This window comes from Rahnella sp. AA (genome assembly GCF_002834385.1).
Lineage (GTDB): Bacteria > Pseudomonadota > Gammaproteobacteria > Enterobacterales > Enterobacteriaceae > Rahnella.
Map to the genome: position 1 here is coordinate 458,349 of NZ_PITQ01000004.1, position 16,070 is coordinate 474,418.

Below are 16,070 nucleotides of genomic sequence, written 5' to 3' on the forward strand. Positions count from 1 at the left end.
TAGAATTACACCCTGCAAACTATCGTAAAATTCTGAAAAGAAGTTATTTTCATCTTTCTACGGTTTAAAATCTAACGGAGCATTTTTAAACACTTCATAAACTGCATCAGAAGGCGGTTTCGGGAACTTAGCCTGTCGGGCCGCAGCAAGCGCTGCCTGACAAAGAGCCGGATCGCCTCCCTCGGCCGTTACACTATTCAAAGAACCATCTGGTGCCATTTTAACGCGCAACGTACAGGTTTTACCGGCATAGGATGAGGCATCATAGAACCGGCTCTCAATGGCGGCCTTAATCTGGCTACCATAGTTAGCAATATCAGCACCGGATGCACCCGCCTTTTTCTGAGTTCCTTTGCCAGCCGGAGCAGAAGCTCCACCACCCGTTGAACCTTTCGGCGCATTTTTAGAATCGGCCAACCCGTCAAATAAATTATTTGCGTCAGCCGCTTCCTTGGCAGCCGCAGCCGCAGCCGCTTTTTTATCTGCAGCCGCTTTCTTCGCAGCAGCGGCAGCTTCAGCTTTCTTCTCAGCAGCAGCGGCGGCTTTAGCATCGGCTGCTGCTTTTGCATCCGCGTCAGCCTGCGCCTTCGCATCAGCAGCCGCCTGAGCTTTAGCCTCTGCGGCTGCTTGTTTTTTGGCTTCTGCAGCGGCTTCTTTCTTCGCGTCAGCTTCAGCTTGTTTTTTCGCAGCCGCAGCTGCCGCCGCGGCTTCAGCGTCAGCCTGTTTTTTGGCATCAGCCGCCGCTTTCTTCTGCGCATCGGCCTGTGCTTTAGCGGCTTCTTTTGCTGCATCAGCTTTCGCCTGAGCGGCAGCTTTAGCCGCTTCGGCCTTCGCTTGTGCAGCAGCAGCTTCTGCCTGTTTCTGTTGTTCTTTCGCCTGCTCTGCGGCCTGTTCTGCCTGTTTCTGCTGCTGAGCCTGTTCCTGAGCTTGCTGCTTCGCAGCATCCTGCGCCTGCAGACGCTCTTTTTCGAGCTCTTTCAGGCGCTGTTGTTCTGCGGCCTGTTTCTGCTGAAGTTCTTCAGCCTGTTGCTCTGATTTTTTCTGACGCGCTTGTGCAGCACGTTGGGAATCAGCCTGTTGCTGCTGCTGACGGTTGTATTGATCGACTACAGCACTTGGATCAACCATTACGGCAGAGATATCACTGCCACCACCGCCGCCGCTCATGCTGGTATCTTCGTCCAGCGATCCCCAAATCAACAGGGCTATAATGATGATATGCAGAACGACCGAAACAATAACGGCGCGTTTGAGCTTATCGTTTTGTTCAGTTGCAGTTGCCTTTACCAAAATAGATTTCCCAAGACAGGATTACTAAAAACCCGGTTCCTGCAGCGCCTGTCGTACTCTTTTAACAAGCCAGGGAGTGCCGGGTTTCAAATAAGTGTTACAAATTACCTATCCTCAGATAGGTTGTGTCATCAATCCGACAGACTTCACGCCAGCCTGATGCAGCATATTCAGCGCCTTAATGATTTCATCATAAGGTACGTCTTTAGCGCCACCGATCAGGAATACTGTCTTCGGATTGGCCTGAATGCGGCTGGTCGCTTCTGCGACAACCTGCTGTTCCGGCAACTGTTCCATGCGCTGATGGTCAACCACAATCGTGTACTGACCTACGCCAGAAACTTCCACAATCACTGGCGGGTTATCATCGCTGGACACCGTTTTTGAATCCGTCGCATCAGGCAAATCGACTTCTACACTCTGAGTAATGATGGGCGCGGTTGCCATGAAAATCAGCAACAGAACCAGCAATACGTCCAGAAGTGGAACGATGTTGATTTCCGACTTACCTTCGCGGCGGTTACGACGACCTCGTGAACGAGCCATACTCTCCCCCTTTAATTACTGCTGGTTTCGCGAGAGAAAGCCTGACGGTGCAGGATAGCCGTGAATTCTTCCATGAAGTTATCGTAGTTTTGCTCGAGCTTATTCACGCGCTGGTTCAGGCGGTTGTACGCCATAACAGCAGGAATAGCGGCGAACAGACCAATCGCGGTCGCGATCAGTGCTTCTGCGATACCTGGCGCAACCATTTGCAAGGTAGCCTGTTTCACAGAACCCAAACCGATAAAGGCATGCATAATCCCCCAGACCGTACCGAACAGGCCGATATATGGACTGATGGAACCCACGGTGCCGAGAAAAGGAATGTGTGTTTCAAGCGATTCGAGTTCACGATTAAAGGAAATGCGCATCGCACGGGATGAGCCTTCAATCACGGCTTCCGGCGCGTGGCTGTTGGCACGATGGAGGCGTGCGAATTCTTTAAAACCAGAATGGAAGATTTGCTCTGCCCCGCTCAGGGTTTCGCGACGGCCCTGGCTTTCCTGATACAAACGGGAAAGCTCAATACCGGACCAGAATTTATCTTCGAACGCTTCTGCCTCGCGGGTAGCGGCATTCAGCACCTTCGTGCGTTGAATGATGATCGCCCAGGACGCGATAGAGAAACACACCAGGACAAGCATAATCAGCTTGACCAGAATGCTGGCCTTCAAAAATAAATCAAGAATGTTCATGTCAGTCACTGCTTAAACTCCGCGACAATAGACTTAGGAAGCGCTCGGGGCTTCATTTGGTGTGGATCAATGCATGCAATTAACACTTCTGCAGAACTCAGAAGGTTTCCATGCGAATCAAGAATTCGTTGTGCAAAAGTAAGAGAAGCTCCGCGAATGGACGTAATCTCACTCTGAACATCCAGCAAATCATCTAAGCGAGCTGGTGCAAAGTATTCGACCGTCATGCGGCGGACAGCAAAAGCGACGTGTTCTCCCAGCAACTGTTGCTGGTGAAAATTGCGTTGGCGCAACATCTCTGTGCGAGCCCTTTCATAAAAGGCGACGTATCGGGCATGGTAGACCACGCCTCCCGCGTCTGTGTCTTCGTAATAGACACGAACCGGCCATCGGAACAACGAATTACTCACTCTACATCCCGTAATGCAATTTGACGGCACTACTATACGCAAGTGAATTGGGGTTGGGAATGGGTAGAAATGCTGGAATGAAAATAATTATGGGCCAGAACGGCCCATAGGAAAATTACTGTAAATTTGTGTGTTTTTAAGGCGATAAAAGTCAGCTAAAAAAGTAAAACAGCCCGGCGGCCAGCGCAATCATCGCCAGTAACGGTGAAAAAAATGATTTCCACACCGAATTTTTCGGACGGAAGCCCAGACCATGAATAACACCGCTACACACAGCCCATATCAGAATGAGCCCATGCCACACTTCCAGCTGGCTGGTCGACGAGGCAAACATCCCCGGCTTCCAGAAAACACACCCGGCCAGCACCAGCGACATCACAAGGGAAAGGGCCCGCAAGGGGCCCTTGTCTGTGACGGCGTAAACTTTATCCGCAATCACACTCATCGTTACTTCTCTTCTTTAGCCGCTTTGTTGGCTTCGCTGTGCTCAAGCGCCAGCGCGGTCATGATACCAAATGAGCAAGCCAGCAAGGTGCCGAGGATCCAGGCAAAATACCACATGGTGTTCTCCTTAATACAGCGAATGCTTGTTGTTCTCGATGTACGTTTTATCGAGGCGACCGAACATCTTGTAATACGCCCATGAGGTGTAAATCAGGATGATTGGTACAAAGATGCACGCCACAACGGTCATCACTCTCAACGTCAGTAAGGTAGACGTTGCATCCCACATGGTCAGGCTGACGTTTGGATCAGTGATTGACGGCATGACGAACGGGAACATAGTGATACCGGCAGTCAGGATCACACAGGCGATAGTCAGTGAGTTACTGACGAAAGCCAGCGCCGCTTTATTCATACTAGAGAACAGGATTGTCAGCAGCGGCAAGATCACACCCAGCGCAGGGATCGCCCACAAAGCAGGGATCTTATTGAAGTTAGCCAGCCATGCGCCCGCTTCATGAGAAACCGTTTTATGTAGCGGATTTGACGGGCCTGCGTGCTCCAGTACGGAAGTCACGGTGAAACCATCAATGCCTTTAACAACCCAGATACCCGCCAGCAGGAAGCAGACCATCATGATCAGCGCAGAAATCTGCGATGCCTTGCGGGTACGCAGGTGCAGTTCACCGACTGTACGCATTTGCAGGTAGGTTGCGCCCTGGGTAATCAGCATAGTCAGGCTGACCAGACCCGCCAGAATACCAAACGGGTTCAGCAACTGAATCAGGTTACCGGTGTAGAACAGGCGCAGGTCGGTATCAATGTGGAACGGCACGCCCTGTAACAGGTTACCGAAGGCCACACCAAAGACCAGAGATGGCACGAAGCTACCAATGAAGATGCCCCAGTCCCACATTCCACGCCAGCGCGCATTGTCCAGTTTTGAACGGTAGTCAAAGCCCAGCGGACGGAAGAATAATGCGCATAGCACCAGAACCATTGCCGCATAAAAACCTGAGAATGCCGCGGCATAAACCATCGGCCAGGCAGCAAATAACGCGCCGCCTGCGGTGATCAGCCAGACCTGGTTACCGTCCCAGTGCGGGGCGATCGCATTGATCATGATCCGGCGGTCGGTATCGGTTTTACCGATGATCCGCACCAGAATCCCCACACCCATATCAAATCCATCAGTGACTGCGAAGCCGATAAACAGCACGCCAATCAGCGCCCACCAGATGAACCGTAAACTTTCATAATCGAACATAGTCGGACTCCCTAATTACTGAGCTTGCTGAAGCGGAGCTGAAGGTTGTTCAAAATGATAGCGACCTGTTTTCAGGCTACTTGGCCCCAGGCGCACATATTTGAACATCAGGAACATCTCAGCGACCAGGAACAGGGTATACAAGCCGCAGATCAGGATCATTGACGACAGCACATCACCGACGGTCAATGAAGAGTGCGCAATGGCCGTAGGTAAGATTTCACCAATCGCCCAAGGCTGACGACCATACTCTGCAACAAACCAGCCAGATTCAACCGCAATCCACGGCAATGGCAAACCAAACAGCACGGCGCGATGCAGCCAGCGTTTTTCGCCAATTTTACCGCGAACAACCGCGAAGAATGACAGACCAATCAGAAGCAGCATCAGGATGCCGCAGGCAACCATGATACGGAACGCGAAGTACAGAGGCAGAACGCGCGGAATAGAATCTTTCGTCGCCTTCTGGATTTGTGCGTCAGTCGCATCGGTCACTTTGTCGGTATAGCGTTTCAGCAATAACCCGTATCCCAGGTCTTGCTTGGTTTTTTCAAAGTCACTGCGCACGGTCGGGTCGGTGTTACCTGAACGTAATTCTTGCAGCAGGTTGTACGCTTTCATCCCGTTACGGATACGCACTTCATGTTGCGTCATCAGGTCTTTCAGACCGGTTACCGGCGTATCCACAGAACGCGTAGCAATCAGGCCGAGCAGGTAAGGAATTTGAATGGAGTATTCATTTTCCATTTTGTCCTGATTTGGCAAGCCGAACAGCGTGAAGCTGGCCGGTGCAGGTTGGGTATCCCACTCTGCTTCAATTGCCGCCAGTTTAGTTTTCTGTACGTCACCCATTTCGTAACCGGATTCATCACCCAGCACGATAACAGACAGTACAGCCGCCAGACCAAAGCTTGCCGCGATAGCAAAAGAGCGCTTCGCAAAGCCCACATCGCGGCCTTTGAGCAGGTAGTATGAGCTGATAGCCAGAACGAACATCGCACCTGTCACATAGCCGGATGCAACGGTGTGTACGAATTTAACCTGCGCAACCGGGTTCAGAACCAGCTCGGAGAAGCTGATCATTTCCATACGCATGGTTTCGTAGTTGAAGGTAGAAGCAATCGGGTTTTGCATCCATCCGTTCGCCACCAGGATCCACAAGGCAGACAAGTTTGAGCCGAGGGCAACAAACCAGGTTACCGCCATGTGCTGAACTTTAGACAGGCGATCCCAACCGAAGAAGAAGAGGCCGACTAATGTTGATTCCAGGAAGAACGCCATCAAACCTTCAATCGCCAGAGGCGCACCGAAGATATCACCGACGTAATGTGAGAAATATGACCAGTTAGTCCCGAACTGGAATTCCATGGTTAACCCGGTAGCAACACCAATGGCAAAGTTAATTGCAAAAAGTTTGCCCCAGAATTTGGTCATATCTTTATAGATTTGTTTGCCGGAAAGCACATACACCGTTTCCATAATTGCCAGTAAAAACGCCATACCCAGCGTTAATGGGACAAATAGGAAATGGTACGTGGCTGTTAAGGCAAACTGTAAACGCGACAGTTCAACGATATCAAACATCTTGACCCCTTGCTCCTCGGAGGAAGACCCCAAATTGCGATCTTTGACGAACCGGTTGCCGGAACGCCTCATGACTACCAGTATTCAAATGTGTGTAGAACAGAAATGTCCGTGTTCAGTCAGAGTGAGACAGATCGCAAACATCCTGATGCCCGAAGAAGACACAGCCAGTGAGCCTTATTAAGGGCAGCGCGGGCGGGCGAAATCACGGGAAAAGTAAACATGCAAAAAACTGATGTTACAGAACCATTATGTTACGCCACTAATTCCACACAATAAATAGGTTTTTTAGTGACACAAAGCGGATTTCTGTATGCAGGTCAATTTCATGGCAAAACAGCCAAAATTACCGTAATTGATCTGACGCAATTTAAGCCTATCTCCTTGTTTATTTCTATAATATCCACGTCAATTTCTAAAAAAATATTCCAGAATGTTAACCTATGGTTTCATTGAGATTTAATGATGACAATATTGTTAATTATTTGTATTTTTATGGTTGGCATTAATAGCCGCAATGCTACCTTTCAAACCCTAAGTATTAACGTTTTATTTTCAATGAACCAATCGTGCTTTGTTAATAAATATAGCTCAAATAATAGATTGTTAAATATTTTGGATAAAATAAAAAAGGCCACCCTAAGGTGACCAACATGTCGAATCTTTTTCTTATATAAACCGGCTTAAATCGCACCGGAAATTGTTCCGGCGCGACCCGTCATATTTATTGCGGCAGAACCGATTTCACTGCTTCACCGATATCGGCCAGGCTGCGAACGGTCTTGACGCCGGCCGCTTCCAGCGCAGCAAACTTCTCGTCCGCCGTGCCTTTACCACCGGCAATGATGGCACCCGCGTGGCCCATACGTTTGCCTTTTGGCGCTGTCACACCGGCGATATAGCCAACAACTGGTTTGGTCACGTGTGCTTTGATGTAAGCCGCTGCTTCCTCTTCCGCGTTACCACCGATTTCACCGATCATCACGATCACTTCGGTCTGCGGATCTTCCTGGAACAGCTTAAGGATATCGATGAAGTTAGAGCCCGGGATCGGGTCACCGCCGATACCGACACAGGTAGACTGGCCGTAGCCGTAATCTGTGGTCTGTTTAACCGCTTCATACGTCAGCGTACCCGAGCGGGAAACGATGCCCACTTTACCCGGCAGGTGAATGTGGCCCGGCATGATACCGATTTTGCATTCACCCGGGGTGATCACGCCCGGGCAGTTTGGCCCGATCATAACCGCATCGCTCTGATCCAGTTTCACTTTAACCACCAGCATATCCAGCGTCGGGATGCCTTCAGTGATACAGATGATCAGTTTGATACCCGCATCCAGCGCTTCCAGAATGGAATCTTTACAGAATGGCGCGGGAACATAAATGACAGACGCAGTCGCGCCGGTAGTCTCAACCGCTTCGCGAACGGTATTGAACACTGGCAGACCGAGATGTTCGGTGCCGCCTTTGCCTGGCGTTACGCCGCCAACCATTTTTGTGCCGTAGGCGATGGCTTGTTCGGAGTGGAAAGTCCCCTGGCTACCGGTGAAGCCCTGGCAGATAACTTTGGTGTTCTTGTTGATTAAAATCGACATTATTTCCCCTCCACTGCCGCGACAACTTGTTGAGCCGCATTCGTCAGGCTGGTCGCTGCAATGATGTTCAAACCGCTGTCTGCCAGTTTTTTGGCACCCAGCTCGGCATTGTTACCCTCAAGACGCACCACAACCGGCACGCTGACGCCCACTTCTTCCACCGCACCGATGATACCGTCGGCGATCAGATCGCAACGAACGATACCGCCGAAGATGTTTACGAAGACGGCTTTCACTTTCTCATCGGACAGGATGATTTTGAAGGCTTCTGTTACGCGTTCTTTGGTCGCACCGCCGCCAACATCCAGGAAGTTAGCCGGTTCGCCACCGTGCAGTTTCACGATGTCCATGGTACCCATGGCCAGACCGGCACCGTTCACCATGCAACCGATGTTGCCGTCGAGCGCAACGTAGTTCAGTTCCCACTGCGCTGCCTGAGATTCACGGGCATCTTCCTGGCTGTAATCGCGCATTTCACGCAATTCTGGCTGACGGAATAATGCGTTGCCGTCTGCGCCCAGTTTGCCGTCGAGGCAGATCAGGTCGCCTGCGGTAGTCACCACCAGCGGGTTAATTTCGATCAGCGCCAGATCGCGCTCAAGGAAGATGTTGGCCAGACCCATGAAGATCTTGGTGAACTGCTGAACCTGCTTACCGGTCAGACCCAATTTGAATGCCAGCTCGCGGCCCTGATAAGGCTGCGGGCCCGCCAGCGGATCCAGTGCAACTTTGTGGATCAGGTGTGGCGTTTCTTCAGCCACTTTCTCGATTTCCACGCCGCCTTCAGTAGACGCCATGAACACCACGCGGCGTGAGCTGCGGTCTACCACAGCGCCGAGGTACAATTCTTTGTCGATGTCTGTCGCGGATTCAACCAGGATCTGGTTAACCGGCTGACCCAGTGCGTCAGTCTGGTAAGTCACCAGACGTTTACCCAGCCAGTGTTCAGCGAAAGCACGAATTTCTTCTTTGCTTTTCACGACTTTCACGCCGCCCGCTTTACCGCGGCCACCGGCATGAACCTGACATTTTACCACCCACGGACCGGCACCGATTTTCGATGCAGCCTCTTCCGCTTCACGCGGCGTGGAACAGGCGAAGCCCGTTGGTGCTGGCAGGCCGTAGCGCAGGAACAGCTGTTTCGCCTGATACTCGTGTAAATTCATGATGTTCTATCCATTCTTTAGTAGGAAGGCTTATCAGGGCACAGCAGGCTGTGCCACAGATTTTTACGATCTCTATTTCTTTCGTTCCGCCGGGGACTAAACGTCCAGCAGCAGACGAGCCGGATCTTCCAGCATTTCTTTAATGGTCACCAGGAAGCCGACAGATTCGCGGCCATCAACCAGACGGTGATCGTAGGACAGTGCCAGATACATCATTGGCAAGATCACAACCTGACCGTTTACCGCCATCGGACGATCTTTAATGGCATGCATGCCCAGAATCGCACTCTGTGGTGGGTTGATAATCGGGGTCGACATCAGTGAACCGAAGACGCCGCCGTTGGTCACAGTAAAGTTACCGCCGGTCAGTTCTTCCACTTTCAGTTTGCCGTCACGGCCTTTGATCGCCAGCTCTTTGATTTGCTTTTCGATGTCAGCCATGCCCAGCGTATCCACATCGCGCAGAACCGGCGTTACCAGGCCACGAGGCGTAGAAACGGCGATGCTCACGTCGAAGTAGTTGTGGTAAACCACATCTTCGCCATCAATAGAAGCGTTCACTTCCGGGTAACGTTTCAGCGCTTCAACCACGGCTTTCAGATAGAAAGACATGAAGCCCAGGCGTACACCGTGACGTTTTTCGAAACCATCACCGTACTGCTTACGCAGATCCATGATTGGCTTCATGTTGATTTCGTTGAAGGTTGTCAGCATTGCGGTGCTGTTTTTCGCTTCAAGCAGACGCTCAGCAACACGCTTACGCAGACGGGTCATCGGCACGCGTTTTTCGCTGCGTGAACCCAGAGCCGGTGCAGCGCTGGTAGCGGCAGGAGCCGCTGCGGGTGCAGCCGCAGGTTTCGCGTCTTTGGCTTTCGCCAGGTGTTGCTCGACATCTTCACGGGTCAGACGACCACCGACACCGCTGCCTTTGATCGCGTTAGCATCCAGAGAATGCTCGGCAATCAGACGGCGGATTGCCGGGCTGAGTGCATCGTTGCTTTCTTCTTCCAGAGCGGCGGTATGGCGTGCAGCAGGAGTCGCTTCTTTATCGGAGCTTTTCTCAGTGCTTGGCTTGCCGGAGCTGTTACCCGGACGAATGCGCGCCAGAATCTGACGGGAAATGACCGTTGCGCCTTCATCTTCGATAATGCTGTCCAGAATACCGGCTTCACTTGCCGGCACTTCCAGAACCACTTTATCGGTTTCAATTTCTACCAGTACATCGTCACGCTCAACGCTGTCGCCCGGTTTTTTATGCCAGGTTGCAACCGTCGCATCTGCCACGGATTCAGGAAGGTCAGGGACCAGAATATCTACGCTACTCATTATAAATCCTTCTTATGTTCCATAGTGTTAACTCACGCCAACGCGTTATTTAACGTTCAGCGCATCGTTAACCAGATCTTGCTGTTGCTTCTGGTGAACGGACATGTAACCCACTGCCGGAGAAGCAGAGGCCGGACGTCCTGCGTAACGTAAAGAAGCCCCGAAAGGAATCACTTCACGGAAGTTGTGCTGGCTGCAATACCACGCGCCCTGGTTCAGCGGCTCTTCCTGACACCAGACGAAATCATGAACGTGTGAGAATTTCTCAAGCACTTCCTGAATCGCTTTGTGCGGGAACGGATACAGCTGTTCGATACGAACGATAGCCACGTCGGTTTGCTCGTTTTTGCGACGTTGTTCCAGCAGGTCGTAATACACCTTGCCTGAGCACATCACCACGCGCTTAACCTGTTTTGGATCCAGTTCGTCTACTTCACCAATCGCTGGCAGGAAGCTGCCGTTAGCCAGTTCATCGAGCGTAGAAACCGCCAGAGGATGACGCAACAGAGACTTCGGTGACATCACGATCAGCGGGCGACGCATACCACGCAGCGCCTGACGACGGATCATGTGGTAAACCTGTGCCGGGGTCGACGGGATACAAACCTGCATGTTTTGCTCAGCGCAAAGTTGCAGATAACGTTCCAGACGCGCGGAGGAGTGCTCCGGCCCCTGCCCTTCGTAACCGTGCGGCAGCAACATCACCAGACCACACATGCGGCCCCATTTCTGTTCGCCGGAGCTGATGAACTGGTCGATAACCACCTGCGCACCGTTGGCGAAATCGCCGAACTGTGCTTCCCAGATAGTCAGCGTACGCGGCTCAGCCGTGGCATAACCGTATTCAAACGCCAGCACCGCTTCTTCGGAAAGCACGGAATCCCAGACGTTGAATTCGCCCTGGCTGTTGTGAATATTCGCCAGCGGCACATACACGGAACCGTTTTTCTGGTTGTGGATCACAGCGTGGCGATGGAAGAACGTGCCGCGACCGGTGTCTTCACCGGAAAGACGGATCGGAATACCTTCGTCTACCAGCGTAGCGTACGCCAGATTTTCTGCGCCGCCCCAGTCGAATTTCTTATTACCTTCGGCCATTTCGTTACGGTCGCCGTAAATCTTGGCAACGCGTGACTGCATTTCGATAGCATCAGGCACATGGCTGACGCGGCGCGCCAGTTCCTGCAAGCGTTTCAGCTCAACCTTGTTCGGATAAGCTTCATCCCACTCGTGGTTCAGGTACGGTGACCAGGTAAAAGTGTGCATGTCATTCTGACGCCACTCTTCCACCACACACTCGCCCGCATCCAGCGCATCACGATACAAATTGACCATTTCCGTGGCATCTTCGAGACTGGCCACGTTTTGCTCGGTCAGAATGTCAGCATAGATTTTACGCGGCGTCGGGTGTTTCTTGATCTTGTGGTACATCAGTGGCTGGGTTGCGCTCGGTTCGTCGGCCTCGTTATGGCCGTGGCGACGGTAGCAAACCAGATCGATCATGACGTCACGTTTAAAGGTGTTACGGAAATCCAATGCCAGGCGGGTCACGAACGCGACCGCTTCAGGGTCATCGGCATTGACGTGGAAAATCGGTGCCTGCACCATTTTCGCAATATCGGTACAGTAATCGGTAGAACGCGCATCTTTCGGATTCGAGGTGGTGAAGCCCACCTGGTTATTGATGACGATACGCACGGTACCGCCCACTTCATAACCGCGTGCCAGCGACATGTTCAGGGTTTCCTGAACCACACCCTGACCGGTAATTGCCGCATCACCATGAATGGTGATTGGCAGAACCATGTTGCTGCGTGCTTCGTCCAGACGGTCACGACGGGCACGAACAGAACCGATAACCACCGGGCTGACGATTTCCAGGTGCGACGGGTTAAACGCCAGCGCCAGGTGAACCATACCGCCTTCGGTTTCCACATCAGACGAATAGCCCATGTGGTATTTCACGTCACCGGTACCCAGGTGTTCTTTATGTTTGCCGGAGAACTCATCGAACAGGTCCTGAGGTTTTTTCCCCAGCACGTTGATCAGCACGTTCAGACGGCCACGGTGCGCCATACCCAGCACCACTTCGCGCGTTCCATTTTTGCCTGCATGACGGATCATGTCTTTCAGCATCGGAACCAGCGCATCGCCACCTTCGAGGGAGAAGCGTTTTGCGCCCGGGAATTTCGCGCCCAGATAACGTTCCAGACCTTCTGCGGCGGTCAGTTCTTTCAGGAACGTTTTCTTCTCGTCATTGCTGAATTTCGCACGACCGGCTACCGATTCAATACGCTGTTGGATCCAGCGTTTTTCTTCGGTGTTGGTGATGTGCATATATTCCGCCCCAATGGAGCCGCAATAGGTTTGCTTCAGGGCTTTATACAGCTCGCCGAGCTGCATGGTTTCCCTGCCAATGGCAAAAGAACCGACGTTGAAGGTTTCCTGGAAATCAGCCTGCGTCAGATGATGGAATGCAGGGTCCAGATCAGGCACATCGTCCAGTTTCCACAGGCCGAGGGGATCAAGGTTTGCATTCTGGTGACCACGGAAGCGGAAGGCGTTGATTAACTGCAGCACCTTAACTTGCTTGGCATCCGTATCAGGATCGCTGATGGAGGAATTGTAACGTGACGCATCTTTCGCCAGACGGCGGAAGTAGTCGCGAGTTTGTGAATGGAGTTGCTCTGGTTTGACACCCACTGTTGGTAGCTGTTTAAAAATCGAACGCCAGCTATCGTCAACGGAACCAGGATCGGTTAAGTAGTCTTCATAGAGTTGCTCTATGTAAGACTGGTTTGCACCCGCCAGATAGGAGGAATCCAGCCAGGCCTTCATTGCGCCGTTCTGCATCGTGATCCCTTAAGCTTTGAAGCTTTAGTTTTCGCCGTGGTTAATAATATTGACCGTGATACACCGCGGTAAAACGGTTTTCCATACTAAAACAGTTCGTTGGTTGAGCGTTTGGCTCTTCAAGGAACCTTCAGAAATCCGCCTGGTGCGTGACTGATTTTTGAAGTTGCCCTGCTTTTTTCCCCTTTTTTCCATGCCCCTTATTTTTACCCGGCTATCTTACTCCTGTCAGGCGCAACTTTGTTGCACTTGTTGCTACTTTGTTATTAAAAAATTACTTATTTGCTATCAACGCCTCAGTTACGGCATTTGTAACTAAAGAAAGCAAAGCCTGCGGGTGAGTAAATAACAGCGGGAACCTGAGTTCCCGCTGATGGCATGACCTTCTGAACTCAGGCGCCCCGCTGTAGCAGCATCGATTTGATGTGCCCGATAGCTTTCGTCGGGTTCAAACCTTTAGGACACACACTCACACAGTTCATGATGCTGTGGCAGCGGAATACGCTGAAAGCATCGTTCAGATCGTCGAGTCGCGATTGGGTTTCGGTATCGCGGCTGTCGATAAGGAAACGGTAAGCGGCCAGAAGACCTGCCGGACCGACAAATTTGTCCGGGTTCCACCAGAAAGACGGGCAGGACGTCGAACAACAGGCGCAGAGAATACATTCGTACAATCCGTCCAGTTTTTCACGCTCATCCGGCATCTGTAAATGTTCCCGCGCCGGAGGATTTTTCCCATCATTCAACAGGTAAGGCTTAATCTTCTCATACTGCTTATAGAATTGCCCCATGTCCACAACAAGGTCACGCACAACGGGTAATCCCGGCAACGGGCGGATAACAATTTTCTTGCTGCCGTGACGTAACGTTGAAACCGGGGTGATGCACGCCAGACCGTTTTTACCATTCATGTTAACGCCGTCGGAACCACACACACCTTCACGGCATGAGCGGCGGAACGCCAGCGTAGGATCCTGTTCTTTCAGCAAAATCAGCGCGTCGAGCAACATCATGTCGCGCCCTTCTTTGGCTTCCAGCACGTAATCCTTCATGTACGGTACGTCGTCAACGTCCGGGTTGTAGCGATAAATCGAAAATTCGAGTTTCATAATCTGTCTCCGCTCCGCCCTAGTAAGTACGCGCTTTCGGCGGGAAGGCCGCGCGAAGCTTAGGCTGCATGTTTACCTCACGGCGGGTCATGCTTTCTGTTTCCGGCTGATACAGCGTGTGGCACAGCCAGTTCGCATCGTCACGTTCCGGGAAGTCGAAGCGGCTGTGTGCGCCACGGCTTTCGGTACGGTAGTTTGCGGAGACGGCAGTAGAAAACGCAGTTTCCATCAGATTATCCAGCTCCAGACACTCGACGCGCTGGGTGTTGAATTCTGAGGAGGTATCATCCAGACGCGCGGTTTTCAGACGTTCGCGGATCACTTTCAGTTCTTCCAGACCTTTCGCCATCGCATCACCTTCGCGGAAGACCGAGAAGTTATTCTGCATGCACGATTGCAGGTCTTTACGGATCGCCACCGGATCCTCGCCGGAACGGGTATTGTTCCAGCGGCTCAGGCGTTCAAGAGACACATCAATGTCATCCTGTGACGCATCGCGGCTGTCACCCTGCTCGGCAATAGATTCCTGCAAATGCATGCCGGCTGCGCGGCCAAATACCACCAGGTCCAGCAGTGAGTTACCGCCGAGACGGTTTGCGCCGTGAACGGAAACGCAGGCAATTTCGCCGACCGCGAACAGACCCGGGATCACTTCATCCTGACCCTGTGCGTTTACACGCAGCGCCTGACCGGTCACTTTGGTCGGAATGCCGCCCATCATATAGTGACAAGTTGGGATAACAGGGATCGGCTCTTTGACCGGATCGACGTGCGCAAAGGTACGCGACAATTCCAGAATACCCGGCAGGCGGGATTCCAGAACGTCTTTACCCAGATGATCGAGTTTCAGTTTGGCGTGCGGGCCCCACGGACCTTCGCAGCCACGGCCTTCACGGATTTCAATCATGATGGAACGCGCCACCACGTCACGACCTGCCAGGTCTTTGGCATTTGGCGCATAACGTTCCATGAAACGCTCGCCATCTTTATTCAGCAGATAGCCACCTTCACCACGGCAGCCTTCTGTCACCAGGACGCCCGCACCGGCAATACCGGTCGGGTGGAACTGCCACATTTCCATATCCTGCACCGGCACACCGGCGCGCAGTGCCATACCCACGCCGTCGCCGGTATTAATGTGTGCATTGGTGGTGGACTGATAAATACGGCCTGCGCCGCCGGTTGCCAGCACGGTCGCTTTGGCTTTGAAGTACACCACTTCACCGGTTTCGATACAGATTGCCGTACAGCCGACGATCGCGCCGTCCTGATTCTTCACTAAATCCAGTGAATACCATTCGGAGAAAATCGTTGTACCGTTTTTGAGGTTTTGTTGATAGAGCGTATGTAACAGTGCATGACCGGTACGGTCGGCTGCTGCTGCCGTACGTGCCGCCTGCTCGCCGCCGAAGTTCTTCGACTGACCACCAAACGGACGCTGGTAAATACGGCCGTCATCAAGACGGGAGAAAGGCAATCCCATGTGTTCGAGTTCCAGAATCGCTTCCGGCCCGGTTTTACACATATATTCAATGGCGTCCTGATCACCGATGTAGTCGGAACCTTTTACGGTGTCGTACATATGCCATTCCCAGTCATCCTCATGCGTGTTACCCAGCGCAACGGTAATACCGCCCTGAGCAGACACCGTATGGGAGCGGGTCGGGAAGACTTTGGAAATCAGGGCGCAGGACAGGCCCTGTTGTGAAATCTGTAACGCGGCACGCATACCGGCGCCACCTGCACCGATAACGACAGCATCAAACTCTCTGACTGGCAGATTCAT

The 16,070-nt window shown here is 52.2% G+C and carries 14 protein-coding genes; all 14 read right to left on the reverse strand.

The annotated features are described in order from the left end of the window. Positions 1–57 precede the first annotated feature (57 nt). The 14 genes from tolA to sdhA all read right to left on the reverse strand — a co-directional run bounded on the left by tolA (position 58) and on the right by sdhA (position 16,070). Positions 58–1,290, reverse strand: coding sequence for a cell envelope integrity protein TolA (gene tolA / locus CWS43_RS13125; protein ID WP_101077371.1), 1,233 nt, complete (start codon positions 1,288–1,290; stop codon positions 58–60). Between the two features lie 114 nt (positions 1,291–1,404). After that, a complete protein-coding gene (tolR, locus tag CWS43_RS13130; protein WP_101077372.1) occupies positions 1,405–1,836 on the reverse strand; it encodes a colicin uptake protein TolR in 432 nt (143 codons plus the stop codon). A gap of 11 nt (positions 1,837–1,847) precedes the next feature. Beyond that, on the reverse strand, positions 1,848–2,537 hold the full coding sequence (gene tolQ, locus CWS43_RS13135) for a Tol-Pal system protein TolQ (protein WP_013576430.1): 690 nt from the start codon (positions 2,535–2,537) through the stop codon (positions 1,848–1,850). Further along, the gene (ybgC, locus tag CWS43_RS13140; RefSeq protein ID WP_101077373.1) at positions 2,534–2,938 is read right to left on the reverse strand and encodes a tol-pal system-associated acyl-CoA thioesterase; all 405 of its coding nucleotides are present in this window, start codon (positions 2,936–2,938) and stop codon (positions 2,534–2,536) included. Before ybgC ends, tolQ begins: the two co-directional genes overlap by 4 nt. 151 nt (positions 2,939–3,089) lie before the next feature. Further along, positions 3,090–3,383, reverse strand: coding sequence for a cyd operon protein YbgE (ybgE, locus tag CWS43_RS13145; protein WP_101077374.1), 294 nt, complete (start codon positions 3,381–3,383; stop codon positions 3,090–3,092). Positions 3,384–3,385: 2 nt separating this feature from the next. Beyond that, on the reverse strand, positions 3,386–3,499 hold the full coding sequence (gene cydX, locus CWS43_RS13150) for a cytochrome bd-I oxidase subunit CydX (RefSeq protein WP_101077375.1): 114 nt from the start codon (positions 3,497–3,499) through the stop codon (positions 3,386–3,388). 10 nt (positions 3,500–3,509) lie between these two features. Further along, positions 3,510–4,649: a cytochrome d ubiquinol oxidase subunit II gene (gene cydB, locus CWS43_RS13155; protein WP_101077376.1), complete on the reverse strand. Its 1,140-nt coding sequence runs from the start codon at positions 4,647–4,649 to the stop codon at positions 3,510–3,512. 15 nt (positions 4,650–4,664) lie between these two features. Beyond that, positions 4,665–6,233: a cytochrome ubiquinol oxidase subunit I gene (cydA, locus tag CWS43_RS13160; RefSeq protein ID WP_101077377.1), complete on the reverse strand. Its 1,569-nt coding sequence runs from the start codon at positions 6,231–6,233 to the stop codon at positions 4,665–4,667. Between the two features lie 724 nt (positions 6,234–6,957). After that, the gene (gene sucD, locus CWS43_RS13165; RefSeq protein ID WP_101077378.1) at positions 6,958–7,830 is read right to left on the reverse strand and encodes a succinate--CoA ligase subunit alpha; all 873 of its coding nucleotides are present in this window, start codon (positions 7,828–7,830) and stop codon (positions 6,958–6,960) included. Further along, positions 7,830–8,996, reverse strand: a complete 1,167-nt coding sequence (gene sucC, locus CWS43_RS13170) for an ADP-forming succinate--CoA ligase subunit beta (protein WP_101077379.1) — start codon at positions 8,994–8,996, stop codon at positions 7,830–7,832. The genes sucD and sucC overlap by 1 nt, the downstream gene beginning before the upstream one ends. Positions 8,997–9,092: 96 nt before the next feature. Further along, complete coding sequence (gene odhB / locus CWS43_RS13175; RefSeq protein ID WP_101077380.1) at positions 9,093–10,322, reverse strand: 2-oxoglutarate dehydrogenase complex dihydrolipoyllysine-residue succinyltransferase; 1,230 nt, start codon at positions 10,320–10,322, stop codon at positions 9,093–9,095. Positions 10,323–10,367: 45 nt separating this feature from the next. Then, positions 10,368–13,175 carry a 2-oxoglutarate dehydrogenase E1 component gene (gene sucA, locus CWS43_RS13180; protein WP_101077381.1) on the reverse strand — a complete coding sequence of 936 codons (2,808 nt, stop codon included), beginning with the start codon at positions 13,173–13,175 and terminating at the stop codon, positions 10,368–10,370. 392 nt (positions 13,176–13,567) lie between these two features. Beyond that, positions 13,568–14,284, reverse strand: coding sequence for a succinate dehydrogenase iron-sulfur subunit (locus CWS43_RS13185; RefSeq protein WP_101077382.1), 717 nt, complete (start codon positions 14,282–14,284; stop codon positions 13,568–13,570). A 19-nt stretch (positions 14,285–14,303) separates the two neighbouring features. Beyond that, positions 14,304–16,070 carry a succinate dehydrogenase flavoprotein subunit gene (gene sdhA / locus CWS43_RS13190; RefSeq protein ID WP_101077383.1) on the reverse strand — a complete coding sequence of 589 codons (1,767 nt, stop codon included), beginning with the start codon at positions 16,068–16,070 and terminating at the stop codon, positions 14,304–14,306.

What these genes read in the sequence shown, in the direction of transcription:
- tolR (WP_101077372.1), bottom strand. Translation starts at nt 1,836, where the DNA reads ATGGCTCGTTCACGAGGTCGTCGTAACCGCCGCGAAGGTAAGTCGGAA.
- ybgE (WP_101077374.1), bottom strand. Translation starts at nt 3,383, where the DNA reads ATGAGTGTGATTGCGGATAAAGTTTACGCCGTCACAGACAAGGGCCCC.
- cydX (WP_101077375.1), bottom strand. Translation starts at nt 3,499, where the DNA reads ATGTGGTATTTTGCCTGGATCCTCGGCACCTTGCTGGCTTGCTCATTT.
- cydB (WP_101077376.1), bottom strand. Translation starts at nt 4,649, where the DNA reads ATGTTCGATTATGAAAGTTTACGGTTCATCTGGTGGGCGCTGATTGGC.
- cydA (WP_101077377.1), bottom strand. Translation starts at nt 6,233, where the DNA reads ATGTTTGATATCGTTGAACTGTCGCGTTTACAGTTTGCCTTAACAGCC.
- sucD (WP_101077378.1), bottom strand. Translation starts at nt 7,830, where the DNA reads ATGTCGATTTTAATCAACAAGAACACCAAAGTTATCTGCCAGGGCTTC.
- sucC (WP_101077379.1), bottom strand. Translation starts at nt 8,996, where the DNA reads ATGAATTTACACGAGTATCAGGCGAAACAGCTGTTCCTGCGCTACGGC.
- odhB (WP_101077380.1), bottom strand. Translation starts at nt 10,322, where the DNA reads ATGAGTAGCGTAGATATTCTGGTCCCTGACCTTCCTGAATCCGTGGCA.
- sucA (WP_101077381.1), bottom strand. Translation starts at nt 13,175, where the DNA reads ATGCAGAACGGCGCAATGAAGGCCTGGCTGGATTCCTCCTATCTGGCG.
- CWS43_RS13185 (WP_101077382.1), bottom strand. Translation starts at nt 14,284, where the DNA reads ATGAAACTCGAATTTTCGATTTATCGCTACAACCCGGACGTTGACGAC.
- sdhA (WP_101077383.1), bottom strand. Translation starts at nt 16,070, where the DNA reads ATGAATCTGCCAGTCAGAGAGTTTGATGCTGTCGTTATCGGTGCAGGT.